General features: G+C 40.8%; 13 protein-coding genes. 4 read left to right on the top strand and 9 right to left on the bottom strand.

What is annotated here, in order from left to right; genetic code table 11:
* The first annotated feature begins 2 nt into the window (after positions 1-2).
* A complete protein-coding gene (locus BY457_RS11200) occupies positions 3-3,806 on the top strand; it encodes a type I restriction endonuclease subunit R (RefSeq protein ID WP_106153424.1) in 3,804 nt (1,267 codons plus the stop codon).
* Positions 3,807-3,973: 167 nt separating this feature from the next.
* Here the strand turns inward: BY457_RS11200 and BY457_RS11195 are convergent, their stop codons facing one another.
* Positions 3,974-4,105: a hypothetical protein gene (locus BY457_RS11195; RefSeq protein WP_219885159.1), complete on the bottom strand. Its 132-nt coding sequence runs from the start codon at positions 4,103-4,105 to the stop codon at positions 3,974-3,976.
* Positions 4,106-4,239: 134 nt separating this feature from the next.
* On the opposite strand from BY457_RS11195, the gene BY457_RS11190 reads away from it, so the two are divergent.
* Positions 4,240-5,049 carry a hypothetical protein gene (locus BY457_RS11190; RefSeq protein WP_106153423.1) on the top strand — a complete coding sequence of 270 codons (810 nt, stop codon included), beginning with the start codon at positions 4,240-4,242 and terminating at the stop codon, positions 5,047-5,049.
* Between the two features lie 142 nt (positions 5,050-5,191).
* Here BY457_RS11190 and BY457_RS11185 read toward each other — a convergent pair whose 3' ends face one another.
* The 5 genes from BY457_RS11185 to BY457_RS11165 all read right to left on the bottom strand — a co-directional run bounded on the left by BY457_RS11185 (position 5,192) and on the right by BY457_RS11165 (position 10,245).
* Entirely contained in the window at positions 5,192-5,887 is a 696-nt protein-coding gene (locus tag BY457_RS11185; protein WP_106153422.1) for a hypothetical protein, read from the bottom strand.
* Between the two features lie 87 nt (positions 5,888-5,974).
* A complete protein-coding gene (locus BY457_RS11180) occupies positions 5,975-6,409 on the bottom strand; it encodes a DUF6557 family protein (RefSeq protein ID WP_106153421.1) in 435 nt (144 codons plus the stop codon).
* 312 nt (positions 6,410-6,721) lie between these two features.
* Positions 6,722-7,486: a metallophosphoesterase gene (locus BY457_RS11175; protein ID WP_106153420.1), complete on the bottom strand. Its 765-nt coding sequence runs from the start codon at positions 7,484-7,486 to the stop codon at positions 6,722-6,724.
* A gap of 41 nt (positions 7,487-7,527) precedes the next feature.
* Entirely contained in the window at positions 7,528-8,940 is a 1,413-nt protein-coding gene (mnmE, locus tag BY457_RS11170; RefSeq protein WP_106153419.1) for a tRNA uridine-5-carboxymethylaminomethyl(34) synthesis GTPase MnmE, read from the bottom strand.
* A gap of 297 nt (positions 8,941-9,237) precedes the next feature.
* Positions 9,238-10,245, bottom strand: coding sequence for a D-xylose ABC transporter substrate-binding protein (locus tag BY457_RS11165; protein ID WP_106153418.1), 1,008 nt, complete (start codon positions 10,243-10,245; stop codon positions 9,238-9,240).
* 815 nt (positions 10,246-11,060) lie between these two features.
* Between BY457_RS11165 and BY457_RS11155 the strand changes: the two genes are divergently transcribed.
* Entirely contained in the window at positions 11,061-11,603 is a 543-nt protein-coding gene (locus BY457_RS11155) for a WcaF family extracellular polysaccharide biosynthesis acetyltransferase (RefSeq protein WP_106153417.1), read from the top strand.
* 22 nt (positions 11,604-11,625) lie between these two features.
* On the opposite strand, the gene BY457_RS11150 is transcribed toward BY457_RS11155, so the two are convergent.
* Genes BY457_RS11150 through BY457_RS11140 form a run of 3 tightly spaced genes read right to left on the bottom strand, consistent with a single transcriptional unit; the run spans position 11,626 to position 16,519 of the window.
* Positions 11,626-13,347, bottom strand: a complete 1,722-nt coding sequence (locus BY457_RS11150) for a hypothetical protein (RefSeq protein ID WP_258176701.1) — start codon at positions 13,345-13,347, stop codon at positions 11,626-11,628.
* Positions 13,262-15,679, bottom strand: a complete 2,418-nt coding sequence (locus BY457_RS11145; RefSeq protein ID WP_258176700.1) for a polysaccharide biosynthesis tyrosine autokinase — start codon at positions 15,677-15,679, stop codon at positions 13,262-13,264. Before BY457_RS11145 ends, BY457_RS11150 begins: the two co-directional genes overlap by 86 nt.
* Positions 15,680-15,706: 27 nt before the next feature.
* Positions 15,707-16,519: a polysaccharide biosynthesis/export family protein gene (locus BY457_RS11140; RefSeq protein WP_106153415.1), complete on the bottom strand. Its 813-nt coding sequence runs from the start codon at positions 16,517-16,519 to the stop codon at positions 15,707-15,709.
* Between the two features lie 447 nt (positions 16,520-16,966).
* Between BY457_RS11140 and BY457_RS11135 the strand changes: the two genes are divergently transcribed.
* Positions 16,967-17,659, top strand: a complete 693-nt coding sequence (locus BY457_RS11135) for a glycosyltransferase family 4 protein (protein ID WP_258176699.1) — start codon at positions 16,967-16,969, stop codon at positions 17,657-17,659.
* Positions 17,660-17,698: the final 39 nt, after the last annotated feature.

Raw genomic sequence — 17,698 nt, 5'->3', positions numbered from 1 at the left:
ATATGAAGTTTACCGAAGAAAAATTAGAACAAGCCTTTATAGAACTCATTCAAAAGCAGGGTTTTGAATATGTGCCTGGTGGCGATATTCAACGATCCCTGGATGAAGTAATTATAGAGGCTGATTTGCGAAATTTTCTTCTTTCAAAATACAAGGACGAAAAACTAACAAACCAGGAGGTAACCCGCATCATTCAGCAACTCAAAAGCTATGCTGCTTCCGACCTTTACGAGAGCAACAAGGCCATCATGAAGTTGGTTTCGGAAGGTTTTATCCTCAAACGTGAAGACCGGTCTCAAAAAGATCTGTATGTCCAGCTGATAGATTTTAATGGACTCACAGCTTTACGCGAACCAAAACCTGAAAGTCTTTCCCGGATTTCGGATGCAGCGCCTGATCCTTACAGTGACCAAAATATTTACAAAATTGTCAACCAGTTCGAGATTGTTGGTTTTGAGAAACGCATCCCTGACGGGATAATTTACATTAACGGTTTGCCGCTGGTGGTATTTGAATTTAAAACCGCCATTCGTGAAGAATGCACCATTCATGATGCCTTTGTTCAGCTGACCACCCGTTACAAACGAGACATCCCGGAGCTTTTTAAATACAATGCTTTTTGTGTTATTTCTGATGGTGTAAACAACAAAGCCGGTTCGTTCTTTGCCCCTTATGAGTTTTTCTATGCCTGGCGGTCGGAACCAGACAGGCAAATGATAGAGCAGGATGGAATTAGTTCCCTTTATACCCTCATTGGAGGTATGCTAAACACAACAACTTTACGGGACATTATCCGGAATTTTATTTTTCTGCCAGATTCTTCAAAAAAAGAAGACAAGATACTTTGTCGCTATCCTCAGTATTACGGAGCAAAGAAGCTGTTTCAAAATATTATAAGTCACCAAAAACCCGAAGGAGATGGGAAAGGAGGTACCTATTTTGGTGCTACCGGATGTGGCAAAAGTTACACCATGCTTTTTCTAACCCGTCTATTGATGCGCAGCGAACTGTTGAGTAGTCCCACGATTGTGCTTATTACTGACCGCACCGACCTGGATGATCAGCTTTCGGAACAATTCACCAATGGCAAGGAATACATTGGTGATAATAACGTCATTAGTGTGGAAAGCAGGGCCGAACTAAAAGAGCGGTTGCAAAATATTCAGAGTGGGGGTGTTTTCCTGACAACCATTCATAAATTCACCGAAGACACAGACTTACTTACAAATCGCAGTAATGTTATCTGCATTTCTGACGAAGCACACCGAAGTCAGACCAATCTTGACCAAAAAGTGAGAGTAACGGCAAACGGTGTAACCAAGAGCTATGGTTTTGCAAAATATCTTCATGACTCATTGCCCAATGCTACTTTTGTAGGTTTTACCGGAACCCCGATTGATGCTACTCTGGATGTTTTTGGTGAGGTGGTAGATGCCTATACCATGACCGAATCGGTGAAAGACGAAATAACCGTCCGGATTGTTTATGAGGGACGCGCAGCCAAGGTGCTGCTGAATAATAGTGAACTGCAAAAGATTGAAGATTATTACAATAGATGTGCGGAGGAGGGAACCAATGAGTATCAGATAGAGGAAAGCAAGAAGGCGGTTACCAATATGAATGTGATATTGGGGGATCCCGATCGTCTGAAAGCATTGGCAGAAGACTTTGTAAACCACTATGAGACCAGAGTGGCTGAAGGAGCAACCATTAAAGGAAAAGCAATGTTTGTCTGCAGCAGCCGATCGATTGCTTATGAGTTCTATAAAAATATTATTGCTTACCTGGGGGCACGGAGCTCTCGCTCCGTGAATAACTATGCATCCTCTTTTACCAAACATTACGGAAAACCCGAAGAATGGTATTCTCGTAACCTGCCACACCGCAATAAAGAGGGATTGGTTCAATTTATCACTTTCCGTTTGGCTGATAGTTTACCTCAGGAAAAATTAAAGGAAATTGATCAGCAGATTAGCACTCTTTCTGATGAGAAAAAGAAGAAAGAATTGAGAAAACTGTATGAAGAATTCCTTGATGCAGGTTATGGGTGTTGTGCTTTGGAACATCCCGAAATGGCACAGGTTGTTTTTGAGGCATTAAAGTATCATGATGGCAATAAATATGATTTATTGGCGTGGAGCATAATGCCCAATCATGTGCATGTGTTGATACATACCAAAAACGATTTATTCAGGATAGTTCAATCCTGGAAATCGTTTACCGGTAAATGGGCTTTGGCCAATAATAAGAAATATAATTTGAGAATTGCGGCTGATGCAACTTCTTTTTGGATGTCTGATTATTGGGACAGGTTTATTCGTGACGAAGAGCATTTTAACAATACAATAAAATATATCCTGAATAATCCAGGAAAAGCAAATCTGCCTCAAAGTTCCAATGCTTTTAGGTTTGTTGGGTGCTATGTTACAAAAGAGATGAAGCAGGAGCTTCATCCATCCCAGATAAAAATGGTGATGACCAGGGGTAAAGACGACCCGGAAGAATTATACAATATACTTGGCACTAAAGAATATCGCAAAGAACTGGACAGGCAGTTTAAGAATGAAAAGTCAAATTTTAAAATTGCCATCGTTGTGGATATGTGGCTGACCGGTTTTGATGTGCCATTCCTCGATACCATCTATATTGATAAGCCTATTCAGCGCCATAACCTTATCCAGACCATATCAAGAGTCAACCGCAAGGTTGAGGGCAAGGAAAAAGGACTGGTGGTCGATTACATCGGTATTAAAAAGCAGATGAATCTGGCTCTGGCGCATTACAACAAGGCCGATACCCATAACTTTGAGGATATAGAGCAATCTGTTGTAGTGGTCAAAGACCATCTCGATTTGCTGGGAAGAATTTTCCATAAGTTCGACAGCTCAAAATATTTTACCGGCAGTCCGGTTGAACAGCTCAATACGCTGAATATGGCAGCCGAATTTGTCCAGATGACCAATGAACTGGAAAAACGGTTCATGTTCCTGGTGAAGCGCTTAAAAGCAGCTTATGATATTTGTTCTGCCAGCGAAAAACTATCTCAAAAAGAGAAAGACCACGTTCATTTCTATTTGGCCGTTCGTTCCATAGTTTTCAAACTCACCAAAGGAACAGCTCCTGATACCGCACAGATGAATGCCAAAGTGCGTGAAATGATTAAAGATGCGCTAAACAGTGAAGGGGTAGAGGGGATTTTTAAACTAAATGAAGACAAGAACGGAGAAACAGACATATTTGATGATGATTATCTTGCCAGGATTGAAAAAATAAAATTACCTAACACAAAGATTAAATTATTACAACAATTACTGGCAAAAGCAATTAGTGAATTCAAAAAAACGAATAGAACTAAGGGAATCCAATTCACTAAAAAAATGCAGCAGCTTGTCGAGAAATATAATGAACGAAAAGAAAGCGATGTATTGAGGAGCGAGGTTCTGGAAGATTTTACCGACGAGATAATTGATCTCTACCATGCCCTGAAAAGGGAAAGGGAGTCATTTAATGATCTGGGAATAGACTTCGAAGAAAAAGCTTTCTACGACATCTTAAAAGCCCTGACTGTCAAATACGATTTTGCCTATCCGGAGGAAAAACTCATTCATTTAGCTTCGGAAGTCAAAGAAGTCGTTGACGACAAAGCCAAATACACCGATTGGAGCAAAAGAGACGACATAAAAGCGGAACTAAAAGCCGATTTAATCATCCTCCTGGCCGAAAATGATTACCCCCCGGTTGACCGGGACGAGGTGTATAAAGAGATTTTTGAGCAGGCTGAGAATTTTAAGAAATGGCAAGGGTAAAGAATTCGGAACACTTGTGATATCATCTGCTAAAATATTAATGCTTCCTGTAATTTGACAGAAGATATCGATTCTTGTGAGCAAGTTCTAAGAGAGAATATGAGCAATGCAAAAATCAGTATTGTACAAAAACGCTTCATTTGAAGCGTTTTTGTACAATATATGGGCTATTTTTTGCCGTTTTTCGCGGCTGCGCTAGAGGCTCTGGAAGAGAAACTTCCTTTTGATACTTTGCCCGTTGATTTTGCTGATGCAGACTGAATTCGTGCTGCTGCTTTACTTGTCATTTTCTTACTCATTTTGCTTATTTTTAAAGTTTGATAATTCAAATTTAGTAGGTGCTAAAATTGTCAGGCTAAAAAATCCCCGATAATTTTAAATTTGACGTACGTAATTATACGTATTTCACTAATACATAGAACAAAAAAATAATATGCTGAAGCGAGTCCTTGAGAAAAAAATGGGCAAAAGAAAAAAGGAAACATCCTTAATGGTATTTGAGCGTCTTCTAACTTTAAGGTTTAATGGTGAGAAAGAAGCAAGGGCCGCTTTGCAAAATTATGCCGTTAATGGGGTTTTAGAGGAGAAGGGGTTTGAAAGATTACTCTGTGACTTGAACCTAGATAAGCTTTATTATATTTTTTATCCTTTAGTATATTCAGATAATTATATTCAATTGTTTAATGCTTTAATACATATCAAAAGTAGAGCAAAATCAACAATTTGTTCTATGACACAAACTGAAAAACAAAGCTTGTTTAGCTTCCTTGAAGATTTGCAGCGAGATAAAGTTATAAATGAACTAATATTTCCGGAAAGTAAAACAGGGGGGCCTAAAAAGTCTTTAAACAGGTTGTTAGAAATTAATTTCACATCCAAAGCAAGTATTGCAAAAGAACTAAATATTGATAAGAAAACACTTAACAAATGGCTTGCTGTATTTTATGAAGATAAATATCGTGATTCGCGAAAAATTAAGTTAAAAGACTACCTTGATATTATGATGAATTTTTCGCTTTCTGAAACTGAAAATAAGTTCAGTATAGGTGGTGATCTTGATGAATATGTTGACAGATTAAATAATGACTTGGTTCATAATAGAACTTCATTATTAAACATCGAGAGACTTGAAGATATGAACTTTAAAAGTTTAAAGGAAAATTTGAAACTTCAGAAGATTGATAGCCATGTGAAAAAAATTCCTTACTCTATAAAGGAACAAATTACAGATAGGTTATCTTGAAAATTTTACTCACCTCGAATCTAACTAATTAATATGTCAATCAATGTGTGAGGTTTAGATGTAATAAGGTCAAATAGTTATAAAGTTATCCTTCCGAATTGTTCTTACCCTAAGGCCGTCTTCGTGAAGACAGAATTTGCAATTAGGAATCTTCATCTGATATTTCCTTCTCTTGTTTTTGCATCAATTCTTTGTCATACCCTATTTGCCAAAAATACATATCCAAGATTTTCATTATTGGGTAGAACTTTTTTATTTTTGTAAGTATCAGTTTTTGAGCGTCCTTTATTTCAGTCCTATTTTCCTCAACAAAATCAAATAACTCATTCAATGAAGCGTCATCAAACACTTTGTTTTGTATCTCAACTTCTTTTAGACCATCAATAAAATACCTGTCAAAAGCTGGAACGCACCCCAAAGTTCCTAGTAGTATCTTACTCAACAGTGTATCTGTCGTTGAAATTGGTTTTGGTTTTTCTTCTCCTTTTGTGAAATATATCTTTCTGTAATGGTTAGCCAATTTAATCTTTAAATCCAGTATGTCAGGGATATTACCTCTAACCACATCATTTTTTGAGTTGCATTTTAATTTCTGGTTTTCATTTGAAAACAAAATATCAACCGCACCTCTATGGATTAAGTGATTCTTCTGTAATAAGCCACTCGAGCCTCTATACATTCCCCAACTTGCTAAATAAAAAGCCAATTCTAATGAATGAATCTCGGATTGCTGAGACGCGGAAAACGCTAGATGACAATTATCCCATGATGTAAATCGATGAAACTCGTCAGCCATTATTTCGATTAAGTATTTTTCAATTGTCGGTATTATTCTCATTTTCCAAGGTCTTTGAGGTTTCGCAGAGTTGATCGTCTTAACATAGTATAGAATGTGCAGCAGCTAGAAAATGTGGAATTAATTGCCTTATCTCATTTTCAAACTTTGCTTATACAGTTCGTCTTCAGTTTTCTTCCTGGTCTCCGGGTCAAATCCGGTCAATGTCATTTCAAGGAGGCAATGGGACAGGATCTCTGAAGGGGTAAAATCTTTTAGTGTTTTTTCATTGATGGACATTCCCATCCACTCTTCCCAGGAAGAGAACATCGGACTATATGATTCTGGGGGATTCGAATTGGTCTCAATCGCTGATAGGTGGATATAAGATTCGTATTCTGGCTCCTCTTCCTCAATGAAACTTAATATAATCTCAGAAGTGCTTTTTTGTGGCTCAATTGAGGACAATTGTTCATATACTTTTTGATAGCCGGTTTCTTTTTTCTTTAGATCCGGGTATAATGAAAAGAGTTTTTCCCTTACTGATGGCCAGTTTGTATTGTTATGGAGTTCTTTCAAAGTCATGGTAAATAGTAAAATAAGGGATTTAGCATGAAATTATCAAAAAATTTTCTGAGTGAAAAATGAATTTTGATTATCTGTAGTCCTTGTTTTTGATTCTGCTATAGCCATTGATGAAGGATAACAAAATCTTATTTGCATACCTCAAGTATCTGGTATATTTTAGCACTTGGGTTAGGGTTAAGGTTAGATAGGTCTGTCGGAATGCCGGCAGGCCTTTCTTTTTTGGTGCAAGCGATAGGGGAGAGCATTTTTTAGATAATTGTAAGTATCCTGTAATTGCTTAGCATTCTGCCCATATTCTCATTCCTGGGTTTATTCAATTTCAATTACAGCATTTCTTCTATAAGAATGATGCTCTCCCAGATGCACATATCCCAATTGATTGGTCAGAAGCTTTGTGCCATTGATTTCAGTTTCCGGCATATTCACATGGTGATGCCCGTAAATCCAATAATCAATATGATTTTCAGCGATAAAGTCATAGTGTTCAGATACAAAAGCCGGATTAATCATTGAATTTCTGAACTGTTCCGGATTACACAACTGTGTCGGAATGTGGTGTGTAGCTACAATTTTTTTGTCTGCAGTTGAATTTTGGAGTTCTCGGCTTAAGAAATCCAGGCTTTCTTCATGCAGCCTATTGAAATCATCACTTCTCAATTTCTTTCCCTTATGCCTTATTTTGTAAAAATCATTTATGCGTCGCTCAATAATCAATGATTCACTAACAGGTATGCGTGACCAGAAAGCGGTGAAAAAGAAATCTATGCCCTCTATATTTACAACCTGATTGTTGACCAGAAAAACATTATCCCTCAAAGGTTCAAATACCGGCTTATCTAATATCTGAACTTCCTTACCGGTATAGAACTCATGGTTCCCCGGGATATAATAAACAGATTTGAAGTTATCGGAGACATAATCGAAAAACCAGTGCTTGAAGTACTCTTCTTCCCAGTAAGTAATATCCCCTGCCAAAATCAAAATGTCCCCAATTGGTTCAATTGGATTATCCTGAAGATATTGAGTGTTCTGGGAAAATTCGAGATGTAAGTCTGAGCAGTATTGAATCTTCATGGGTAATGGTTTATTGTTTTAACGGGCCGGTTATGAGGGATTTATTTTCCAATGCAAAAGTTTTTAAAAATATTCCCAAGTACTTCATCAGTAGATATCTGACCCGTAATTTCCCCCAGGTAATGTAATACCTCGCGGATATCCTGTGCTATAAAGTCGCCAGAGAGGCCGGTTTCGAGTCCCTGTCGGGTGCGGATAATGCCTTCGCGTGCATTTTTAAGAGCCTCGTAATGGCGGGCATTGGTGACGACGACTTCATTGTGATTCAGGGCTCCCAGGTTTACTGTTTTCAGGAGTTGGGAAGTTAAAGCTTCCAGATTGATGTGCTTTTTGGCCGATAAGGGGACAATGGCATCGGTACCTGTGAGTTCGCGGAAAGTCTCTTCGGAAAAACGTTTTGCAGTGGTTTCCGGATCTACCAGGTCGGTTTTGTTGATGACCACGATGAGTTGCTGGTCATCCTTTTCCATGTGTTTCTTAACATCCGAGACGGCCTGATGGATTTTTTCGTCTTCATCGCGGGCATCCATCATCAGAATAACGATGGAGGCCTGTTTAATTTTACTATAGGTGAGGGCGATGCCCATGCTTTCCACCTTATCAATGGTGTCGCGTATGCCGGCTGTGTCGATAAACCGGAAAGTGATGCCTTCGATGTTCATCACATCCTCAATCACATCACGTGTGGTGCCGTGAACATCCGAGACGATGGCCCTTTCTTCCTGCAGCATGGCATTGAGAAGGGTCGATTTTCCGGCATTGGTATGCCCCACAATAGCTACGGGAATACCGTTTTTGATGGCATTTCCCAACGAAAAGGAGTTGATCAGGCGACTGAGAACGCTGTCAATTTCATCAACCAGGGCGACGAGTTGCACACGGTCAGCAAACTCCACATCTTCTTCGCTGAAATCCAGTTCCAGTTCAATGAGCGACGTAAATTCCAGGAGTTTACTTCTGAGGTTGATCAGTTCATTGGAAAAACCCCCTTTCATCTGTTTAAGGGCTACCCGGCGGGCTGACTCACTGCGGGCTGCGATGAGGTCGGCCACTGCTTCAGCTTGACTAAGATCCATCTTCCCGTTAAGAAAAGCACGCTGGGTAAATTCTCCGGGGCGGGCCAGACGGGCTCCGTTATCGGTGAGCAGGTGAAGAACCTCCTGCTGAATAATAGGGGCTCCGTGGCAGGAAATTTCGGCGATGTCGTCGCCTGTAAAAGAGCGTGGACCTTTGAAGATGGTGACCACTACTTCATCAATCTCTTTCGTGCCGTTGTGAATGGTTCCAAAATGAGCTGTGTGGGGCGGTTGACTGGACAGTTTTTTGTTTTTTCCAGCCGGATGAAAAATTTTTTCAACCGTTTCAAATGCGTTTGGCCCGGCTATACGGACAACGGCAATGGCACCGCTCCCCGGAGCGGTAGATATAGCGCATATGGTATCTTCCAGAAGCATAGAATTCTTTTTTCTACAAATGTAATATTTATAAACAGGATGGTGGATTCTGAGACCTTCATATCTCAAAATCCACCATCTTTAGTGTCTGTCCATAAAGTACCATTTGCGTCGTTACGCTTGCCGCCAAAATACCCATTTACGATTAGTAAACTCCGTTTTTGGCGGCTTCGCAAGCCTTGCAACTGGCACTTTCTGACCAGACACATGACTTTTTACAAACTTTCCCGACTTTATAGACGGGCACTCTTTAGTCAGCGCCCAGGTGACATAGCCCAGAGCTATGAGCTAAGAGCATTACTCTACCTCATATTCATAAATCTCCTCCTCATTCACAAAACCTTCTGATACCACCGTCATTTTTATGTTCTGGCGGTCAACCACCTGAGCTGAGAGTAAAACAGAAGGAACGAGTTTAAATCCATTGTGAACGGTTACATTGGTATTGAATTTTTCTTCGTCTTCAGCCATTTTAATGGCCATTTCCGCTGCAGTGTGGGCCATGGCATCTATGGGTTTAAAAATGGTAATGGTTTGATAGCCGGCGACGATGTTTCGAATGGCTTCCAAGTCTGCATCCTGTCCGGCAACCAGCACTTCGCGTTGCAGATTGTGCTCCTGAAGTGCCCTGATAGCGCCCCCTGCAAGTTCATCATTCCCTGCTATTATGGCATCCAGATCAGAATCTGAACCATTCAGATAATCGTTAATCAGCACATAGGCTTCATCTGCATTCCAGTTCTCCACGTATTGATCCAGTACTACTTCTATGTCCTTCCGTTGAATTAGAGGTTGCAGAACATTCATCCATCCCAGATGCAGGAGGGCTGCGTTGTTGTCTTTCTGCGGCCCGCCCAGAAGTGCGTATTTGCCAACAGGGATAATCCTGGAAAGGTAATCTGCCTGCAGTTCACCGATGTTGATGTTATCGGTAGATACATAATAATCAACGTCGCAATCCCGGATCATTCGGTCGTAAGAAATAACCGGAATATCCTTTTTATGTGCTTCGCGCACTATATCCCTGGAAGAGTACAGATCAACAGGAATGACTACCAGTACATCTACGTGGTCGTAAATCATCTCCATGGCCTGTTCCAGTTGTTTTGGCGAATTTCCTTCGGCCACACTCACAATCAAAGTTCCTCCCATCTCTTCTATCTTTTTTTCAAACAGTTCTTTGTCTTTTTGCCAGCGTTCAATTTCGAGTGTGTCCATCAAAAACCCGATTTTGGGTTTGTCACTGCAACTTGTAAGCAGAGCCACAAGCAGCAGTGTGCTGAGTAGATACCTGAATGCCTTCATCTGAATAAGATTTAGTATTATCCACAGGCAAAAGCCTTTGTCGTCCAACGGATAATGAAGGTTCCTGAAAATGGATAATAAGGTTAACTATTTTTTGATAATTTACGATAAATATGAAATAACGTAAAGAGTTTTTCTTCAGGGAAATTGATTTTTATCAGTTTTGCCTGATTTACTGTGAATTGTTTGAAGCTTAATGGGTTTCTGTCCATAAAGTACCACTTGCGTCGTTACGTTTGCCGCCAAAATACTCATTTACGATTAGTAAACTCCGTTTTTGGCGGCTTCGCAAGCCTTGCAATTGGGACTTTCTGACCAGAAACAGCTCTAAAAAAAGAATTTGCTTAGTTTATAGACAGGCTCTAATTAGTTTCTATCCATAAAGTACAACTTGCGTCCCCGAAGGATCGGGGCAGGGGGGATACCTCAAACCCCTGGGCTATTGCTATCAGGCTTTCAGCCTGTTTACATCTTACCTGTCTTCTGTATGTTGCAGATGGTTGGCCATTGGGGTAGATTATTTGTAAATGGTGAAGTGTAAATATTGCCGATCTATAAACTAAGCAAAATTTGTTTCTGGTCATTTGTTTGTCAAGAAAGTGCCGGTTACAAAGCCTGCCCCGATTTTTATTCGGGGGCTTGCGAAGCCCGAAAATCCGCAGTCCCGAAGTAGCTTTTGTAAGGTTTTTTGAACAAAAAACCAACAAAAAGCACAACCGGGATGAGGAATTTTCGGGCAAGCGTAACGCTGTAAATGGTACTTTATGGACAAACATTAAACAGTTTCTTATTATATTCACATCAAAAATGAGATTATGCAAGTTGATTTGTCCAAATACGACAATAGTTGGTTTCATCCGGGCAGGGGTATTCTAATCAGGACTATCTGGCATTTTGTTAATTCACTGTTCTTTAACAATGGATTTTTCCCGGTTTCGTCGCTAAAGGTTTTTCTGCTGAGATTGTTTGGGGCAAAAATAGGCAGGGGGGTGGTGGTCAAGCCCCGTGTAAATATCAAATATCCGTGGAATTTGCGCGTGGGAGACCATACCTGGATAGGCGAGGAGGTGTGGATCGATAATCTCACAAAAGTGAAAATCGGATCCAACTGTTGTCTTTCGCAGGGGGCCCTTCTGCTTTGTGGAAATCACGATTATAGAAAAGAGACCTTTGATTTAATGGTAGGAGAGATTGTGCTGGAGGATGGTGTTTGGATTGGAGCCAATGCTATTGTTCCCGGAAATGCAGTTTGTCACACGCATTCTGTACTTGCTGTACATAGTGTAGCTCCTGCTATTATGGAACCTTTTACAATTTACCGGGGTAATCCCGCTACAGCGGTGAAAAAGAGAATTTAGGCTGATTTGTGAACTTCTCAGATTAAAAATAATCGTAGTAAATATTGCGCAACGAGGTGCGGAAAGCCATATAAAAATAGGTGCCATCAGATGTTTCCAACTCATTGGTCATTTTTCGTTTTCTGATGCCCATTTGCAGGTTCATGTTATTCCTGGGATTGATCAAAAACATCACATTGAATTCAGTTTGTGTGAGGTCTGATTTTAATCCCTGACCGATGGTATGCCCGTATTCCGCAGGGCGCGTGACATTAGGCCGGTGAATGTTTCCACCGTAACTTACTTCGTCATCATAATCGAGTCCTTTGGTGGCTATCTGATTCTTAAGTTCAAAATGCCACCTGTTTATCCGGTACCTCAGAAAGGTTATGCTTTCTCTGAAATTGGCCCCCAGCACATGGGCCAGTTCCTGATTGTAATGGCCGTAATTGGTAATGGGTTGATAATGAGAGTAGGTGTAAGGCCTTACCTGACTGTATTCTGTCTGGAAATCCAGGTTTTTAATCCCCAAAAAATCATAGGATTTCAACCCGAGCAGGAAACCCTGCTTATTGGCCCACCATTTATTGCCTGAAAAAACTTCATCGGCTTTGAATTCTCCAAGAACAAACTGACCGTACAATGCGGCATTCTTCCAGGGGATGTATTTCAGGTTGATCCCCATGGTCATATTATCGGGCGATCCCAGATTGTATTCCATTGGTCGGTACACCGCCAAAGGAACCAGGTAGTTGGGATCCAACCCACGATGTCCAACAGTATCTTTGGCAGCCCAGACAACGCTTTCGAAAAGGCCCACACTCCAACGGTTGCCTATGTTCCAGTTCAGGTAGTGAAAAGCGCCATATTTGGAACGGTATCGTGTATCCCCCAGAGTTGCATCCCGGTAAAAGTGCTTGAGCTCACTGACCATAACCATATATTTTGCTTTCAGGAAGGTTGCGGTCATTTTCAGGTATGGATAGCTGTAAGCGGCATCAGAAAGAAAAAGGGAGCGGTGCCCGTCTCCGATGAAGTGCTTCCCAAATCCGGCCTGAAAATTGAAATAGCGTCCTGCATTGTAGCTGATGTATCCTGTAGATTGGGCAAAATCGTGACCGTCATCCCCAAAGTCTTTTCGCTTCCCCTGGCCGGGAACGACCTCCCTATCGTTTGCAAACTGGTCGATGTAAGCGGGAAAAGTGGCCTGGTTTTCATATAAATCCACATAAAAGCCAACATTCTTGCCCAGCTGTCCTTCAATCATTGCCCCGCGGGAATTGACAAACCAGTTTTCACCGGCTGCATTGTCTTTTCCAATTTCAAAATTAAAGAGTGGGTTGATGCGAATCCAGACATCATCTTCATCCCACGATAGAAGATCATCGGAGAGGAAGCGACCAAAAATATTCTGATGATGCGATGGCTTTTTTAATCCCCGCCGGATGAGTGAATCAACATTGTGATATTTGGCCATCTCGTCGAGTCGAACAGGGCCCACCGAGCTGTGCAGGTTTTGTCCGGGCATGTCCAGGACTCTCTCCAACGGATTCAATGCATGATTGTTCCAGCTGTTGTAAACCTGTGCCCGAAGGTTCTGACCGGCAATAAATAGCAGTATTGTAGTGACAAAATAGATTTGCGCTCGTAACTTCATCTTTCTGGTTGATTGTTTTGTGCTATTGCTCCTCATAGTAACCATGTCCATAACCGTAGCCATAACCGTAACCATATCCATATCCATACCCATAACCGTATTTGCCATTTTTCCGGCCTTTTTTAATCTGAATGTCATTAAAAAGAACCCCGGTATTGGAAATTCCTTCGGTCTCCAGGTGTTTTAGTGTTTGGTAAAAGGCTTCACGGATGGTGTAATTCTGGCGTGCCAGGAATAATAAAGTGTCCGATTTGCGGGCCAGCAAAACGGGATCGGCAACTACGCCCATTGGCGGTGTATCCAGGATCATCACATCAAAACGTTTTCTGAGTTCCTCAAACAGTTCATCTGTTTTGGGTGAAGAGATGAGTTCTGACGGATTGGGAGGAATGGCTCCGGATGGGATTACAAATAAATTGTCCTGATCGGTTGTGTGAATAATATCATCCAGGCTTACTTTTCCTATGTAGTATTGCGATAAACCATCATAATCATTGAGATTGAGAACTTTGTTCAGCCCGGGTTTCCGCATGTCAAAGCCAATGATGACGGTTTTCTTATCAGAATAGGCAAAAACCGCAGCCAGATTGAGGGCACAAAAGGTTTTTCCCTCGCCCGGCATGGAACTGGATATGGCAATAACCGGGGTCTTAACATTGTTGGTCAGATATTCCAGTCGGGTTCTTACCCTCCGGAATGTTTCTGTAATAACCGATTTGGGGTGATTGTTCACAACATTGGTAACGCCTTTATGGCTGTGCATGATGTGCCCAATGATCGGAATAGAAGTAAGCTTTTCGATCTCATCGGCTGTGGTGATGCGATTGTTGAGCAGTTGCCGCAATACCAAAAATATCAGGGGGAGCAAAATACCAGCAAAAAGTGCTTTTTGATAATTGGAGTTGGTCTTAGGATAGACCGTTCCTGTAAAACGCGGTTTCTCCAGCAACGAATGGTCTGAGGTGTTGGAGGCTTTTTGTATTTGTGCTTCCGAACGCTTCCTGAGCAGAAATGTGTAAACCTCACTGTTGAGATCAAACTGACGCTCTATACCCAGTAAGCGACGTTCTTTCTCGGGCAACTGATAGAGTTGGCTGGTAATTGTGCGTTTTTCTTCTTCCAACCGGACAATGGATTCATCTATAATCTGTTTCTGATTGTTGATGGCTTCAATAAGCGTGTTGCGTGCTACCATAATCTGTTTGTCCAGCTCATTTTTATAAGGGTTGCTCTGTCCGTTAAGCGTCAGACGTTCATTATTTAATTCCAGAATTTTATTGATCTGGGTGGAGATGATAGGATTGTCGATATTGAAAGAAGCCGGCGCCAGGCCTTTGTTTAGCACATTTTCGGACGAGAAGTAGTTATCCAGATAATCGTAGTAATTGAAGGTTAATCGTTTCTCCGAAATTCTGGTGGTTAATTCCTGAATCTGGGTAAACAGGTGTTCTGCTTCAGAACTGATACTCTGAATCTGGTGCTCGGTACGGTAGGTGCTTAATTCTGTGCCTTTCTGAGATAAAGAGTCTGAGATGATAATGAGTTGCTCCTCAATGAAATTAATGGTGTTGGTAGCAATCTGATTTTTCTTTTCCAGATTGGCATTGATAAAGGTTTCGGATAGTTTGTTCAGAAAGGTCGTGTTCTTCTGATGATTGTGTCCGGTAACTGAAATGTTGACAATGGAGGAGTTTTCACCGGCTTTTTGTGCCGAGAGGACTGATGAATACCGGGATGTGAGACTTTCAGGATGATTGAATTGAAAGTAATATGCATTGTCGGGACTTGCAGAAAGACCGTTATTTTCCACAATAATTCTCAGCCATGGAGTTTCAACCAATTCACCAAAGTTAAATTTTTCTTTGAAATCAATAACACTTTGGCTTCCCTGCGTGGACTCGTTGTTGTAAATTATAGTGCTGTACCCCTCTGCCTTTACGGATAGTTCAAACTGGTTTTCATTTAGAACTGTGAGGTAAATCGGCACATTTAAAATTTGAGCCGACGAAGAATCCGGACGGATACGAAATCCGGGATTGGAATAAATTTCTGTATTTTTTAATCTGCCGGCGGCAAAATAGCTGATATTAAAGTCCAGTTGGTCGATCGTTTGGCGGATGATATCCCTTGAAGTCAATACTGCAATCTGATTGTCGAGGTTTCTTTGTCCGGGAGTAAGCCCGAAACCTTCCATCATGCTTTCTCTGGAGTTTTCGGTTCCCCGTTCTTCCATTAGCAATGACATGGAGGCTCTGTAAATGGGTGAGGAGTAGCGGTGAATGGCAAAAACAATTCCCAGGGCCAGGGGAATGGTAATGGCAAATAACCACCAGAAACGAAGCAAGTCGAATAACAGTTTCTTATAGTCCAGCATGAATTGGGAGGACTGATGCTGGTTTTCCTGATTACGTAACTGATGAAGTTTATTGTTTTGTTGCATTGTCATCGGAGTGCTTTAGCAGTTTTATTAGCGGGAAATCGCTTCAATGGTCAGGTAAAGGGCAAGAACGGAGCTGATGATGCCAAAGGAGAAAGTCTCTCCGATACCGAAACTTTTGGCTCTCATGGGGCGAACGTAAATCAGATCGTTGGGATAAACATAATACTCGTCCGAGCCAACAATATTCTCGTCTGTAATGTCCACAAAAAACGTTTTATACCCATCGCCATCGGGGCGCACAATTTTTATCTCTTTGCGTTTACCGAATGTTCTTACATCTCCTGCCAGGGCTATTGCTTCATAAATGGTGATTTGTTCCTTGCCCATCTGGATACGGCCCGGACTGCCTACTTCGCCTAAAATCACAAATGAATCACTGGCCAGGCGAATTTTTACGTGTGCATCACTGACAAAAGGAATCAAAACATTTTCCATTTTCTCTCTGGCTTGCTGGAGTGTGCAGCCTTCAAAATTGATGGTTCCCACAAAAGGGAAATCAATATTCATGCTGTCGTCCACCAAATACGTATATAATGACTGACTCTGTTGATTGCTGCTGCCACCTGATCTGTTTGGATTAAAAAATTCAGAAAGTTTGGGATTACTTGTATTGACCTGGATGTAGAGCAAATCGTTTGGACGCAATACATATCGTTCGGTAATGGTGGTTAGGTCGGAATATGGGTTTTTATAGTTGCGGTCCTCTGCCTGATTTTGCAGATAAACCGTCTCTCTTTGCGGAATACAGCCGGAAATAACACTCAGGAGGATAAAAAACAAAAGGATGTTTCCAGTCCGGAAATTTAATTTGCTGGGCAGAAAAGTCATATTTTTTTGCATAATGGAATATTGTGTCCGGTTTTAACTGCCAAATTTATGGTTTTCTTTTTTAAAATTAAACATTCATAAATTTAACTTTCTCAAAAGGGTTTTATAAATTTGCACCGAAATACTTATGCTCTTTTATTTTAAGTAAAAAGAGGGCCTTTTTACCCGAAAGTTATATTTTTTCAGTGTTTATTTGCCTGCATTGAAGTTGGTGACGTGATTAAATGGTTTATAAACAGGATACTTATGGAGTTTCTGTGGAAAATTGAGTTAATCGGATATCCAATTTTCACAACCTTACCGGAAAGAAATTCGTATTTTTTGTATTTCCTGTTGATTGATGACGGGGGGTATAATAGAAAAATGCTACCCTTGTATCAGGTATAATGGACATTGATTTGTGGTAATGTTATATTGCCATGACTTACATTGGGTTACTAACCTGGAAAGATTGAACAGATGATTGATTATTCTACTATTCTGATGGTTTTGTTTGCTGCAATGCTCTCTTTTTTGCTGGTTTTTCTTTCGATACCCACCATCTTAAGAGTTTCGCATGCAAAGAATTTGTTTGATGAACCCGGAAAAAGGCGGATTCACAAGCAGGCAGTGCCTAACCTGGGAGGTCTCGGGATATTTATAGGCATTCTATTTACCTATTCTTTATATATTGATTGGTTTGATATCAGAGCCGTTCCTTTTATTATTCCAGCATTATTGGTGATATTTTCCATTGGTATCAAAGATGACATAATGATTACTGCGCCGATGGTGAAATTGTTGGGACAGATTCTGGCTGCTTTTATCATTGTTGGTTTTGGAGACTTGCGACTTACCGATTTTCATGGCTTTTTCGGTCTTCAGCCTGATTATTTTTCCAGCATGGCCATCTCCATTCTTTTTGTGATATTTATTGTAAATGGGTTTAATCTGATTGACGGAGTGGACGGTTTGGCGACCATCAGCGGTATGATCTCGATACTTGCTTTCTCCGGCTGGTTTTTCCTTAACGGTAATTTTCACATCTCCACGTTGGGAGCTATTGTTTTGGGGGCATTACTTGCATTTCTTTATTATAAATGCGAATTAAGGGTTGAAAAAACCCAATTTATTGTTTGTAAATATTTAAAAATCAATGAAATATATGCTTGAAAAATTAGGTTAAATCCCTGAAAATCAGTATCTTAAGAG

Source organism: Marinilabilia salmonicolor, assembly GCF_003003035.1.
Classification (GTDB): Bacteria; Bacteroidota; Bacteroidia; order Bacteroidales; family Marinilabiliaceae; genus Marinilabilia; species Marinilabilia salmonicolor_A.
Note: the sequence above shows the minus strand (reverse complement) of the source record. Positions and strands in the feature narration are given on the sequence as shown.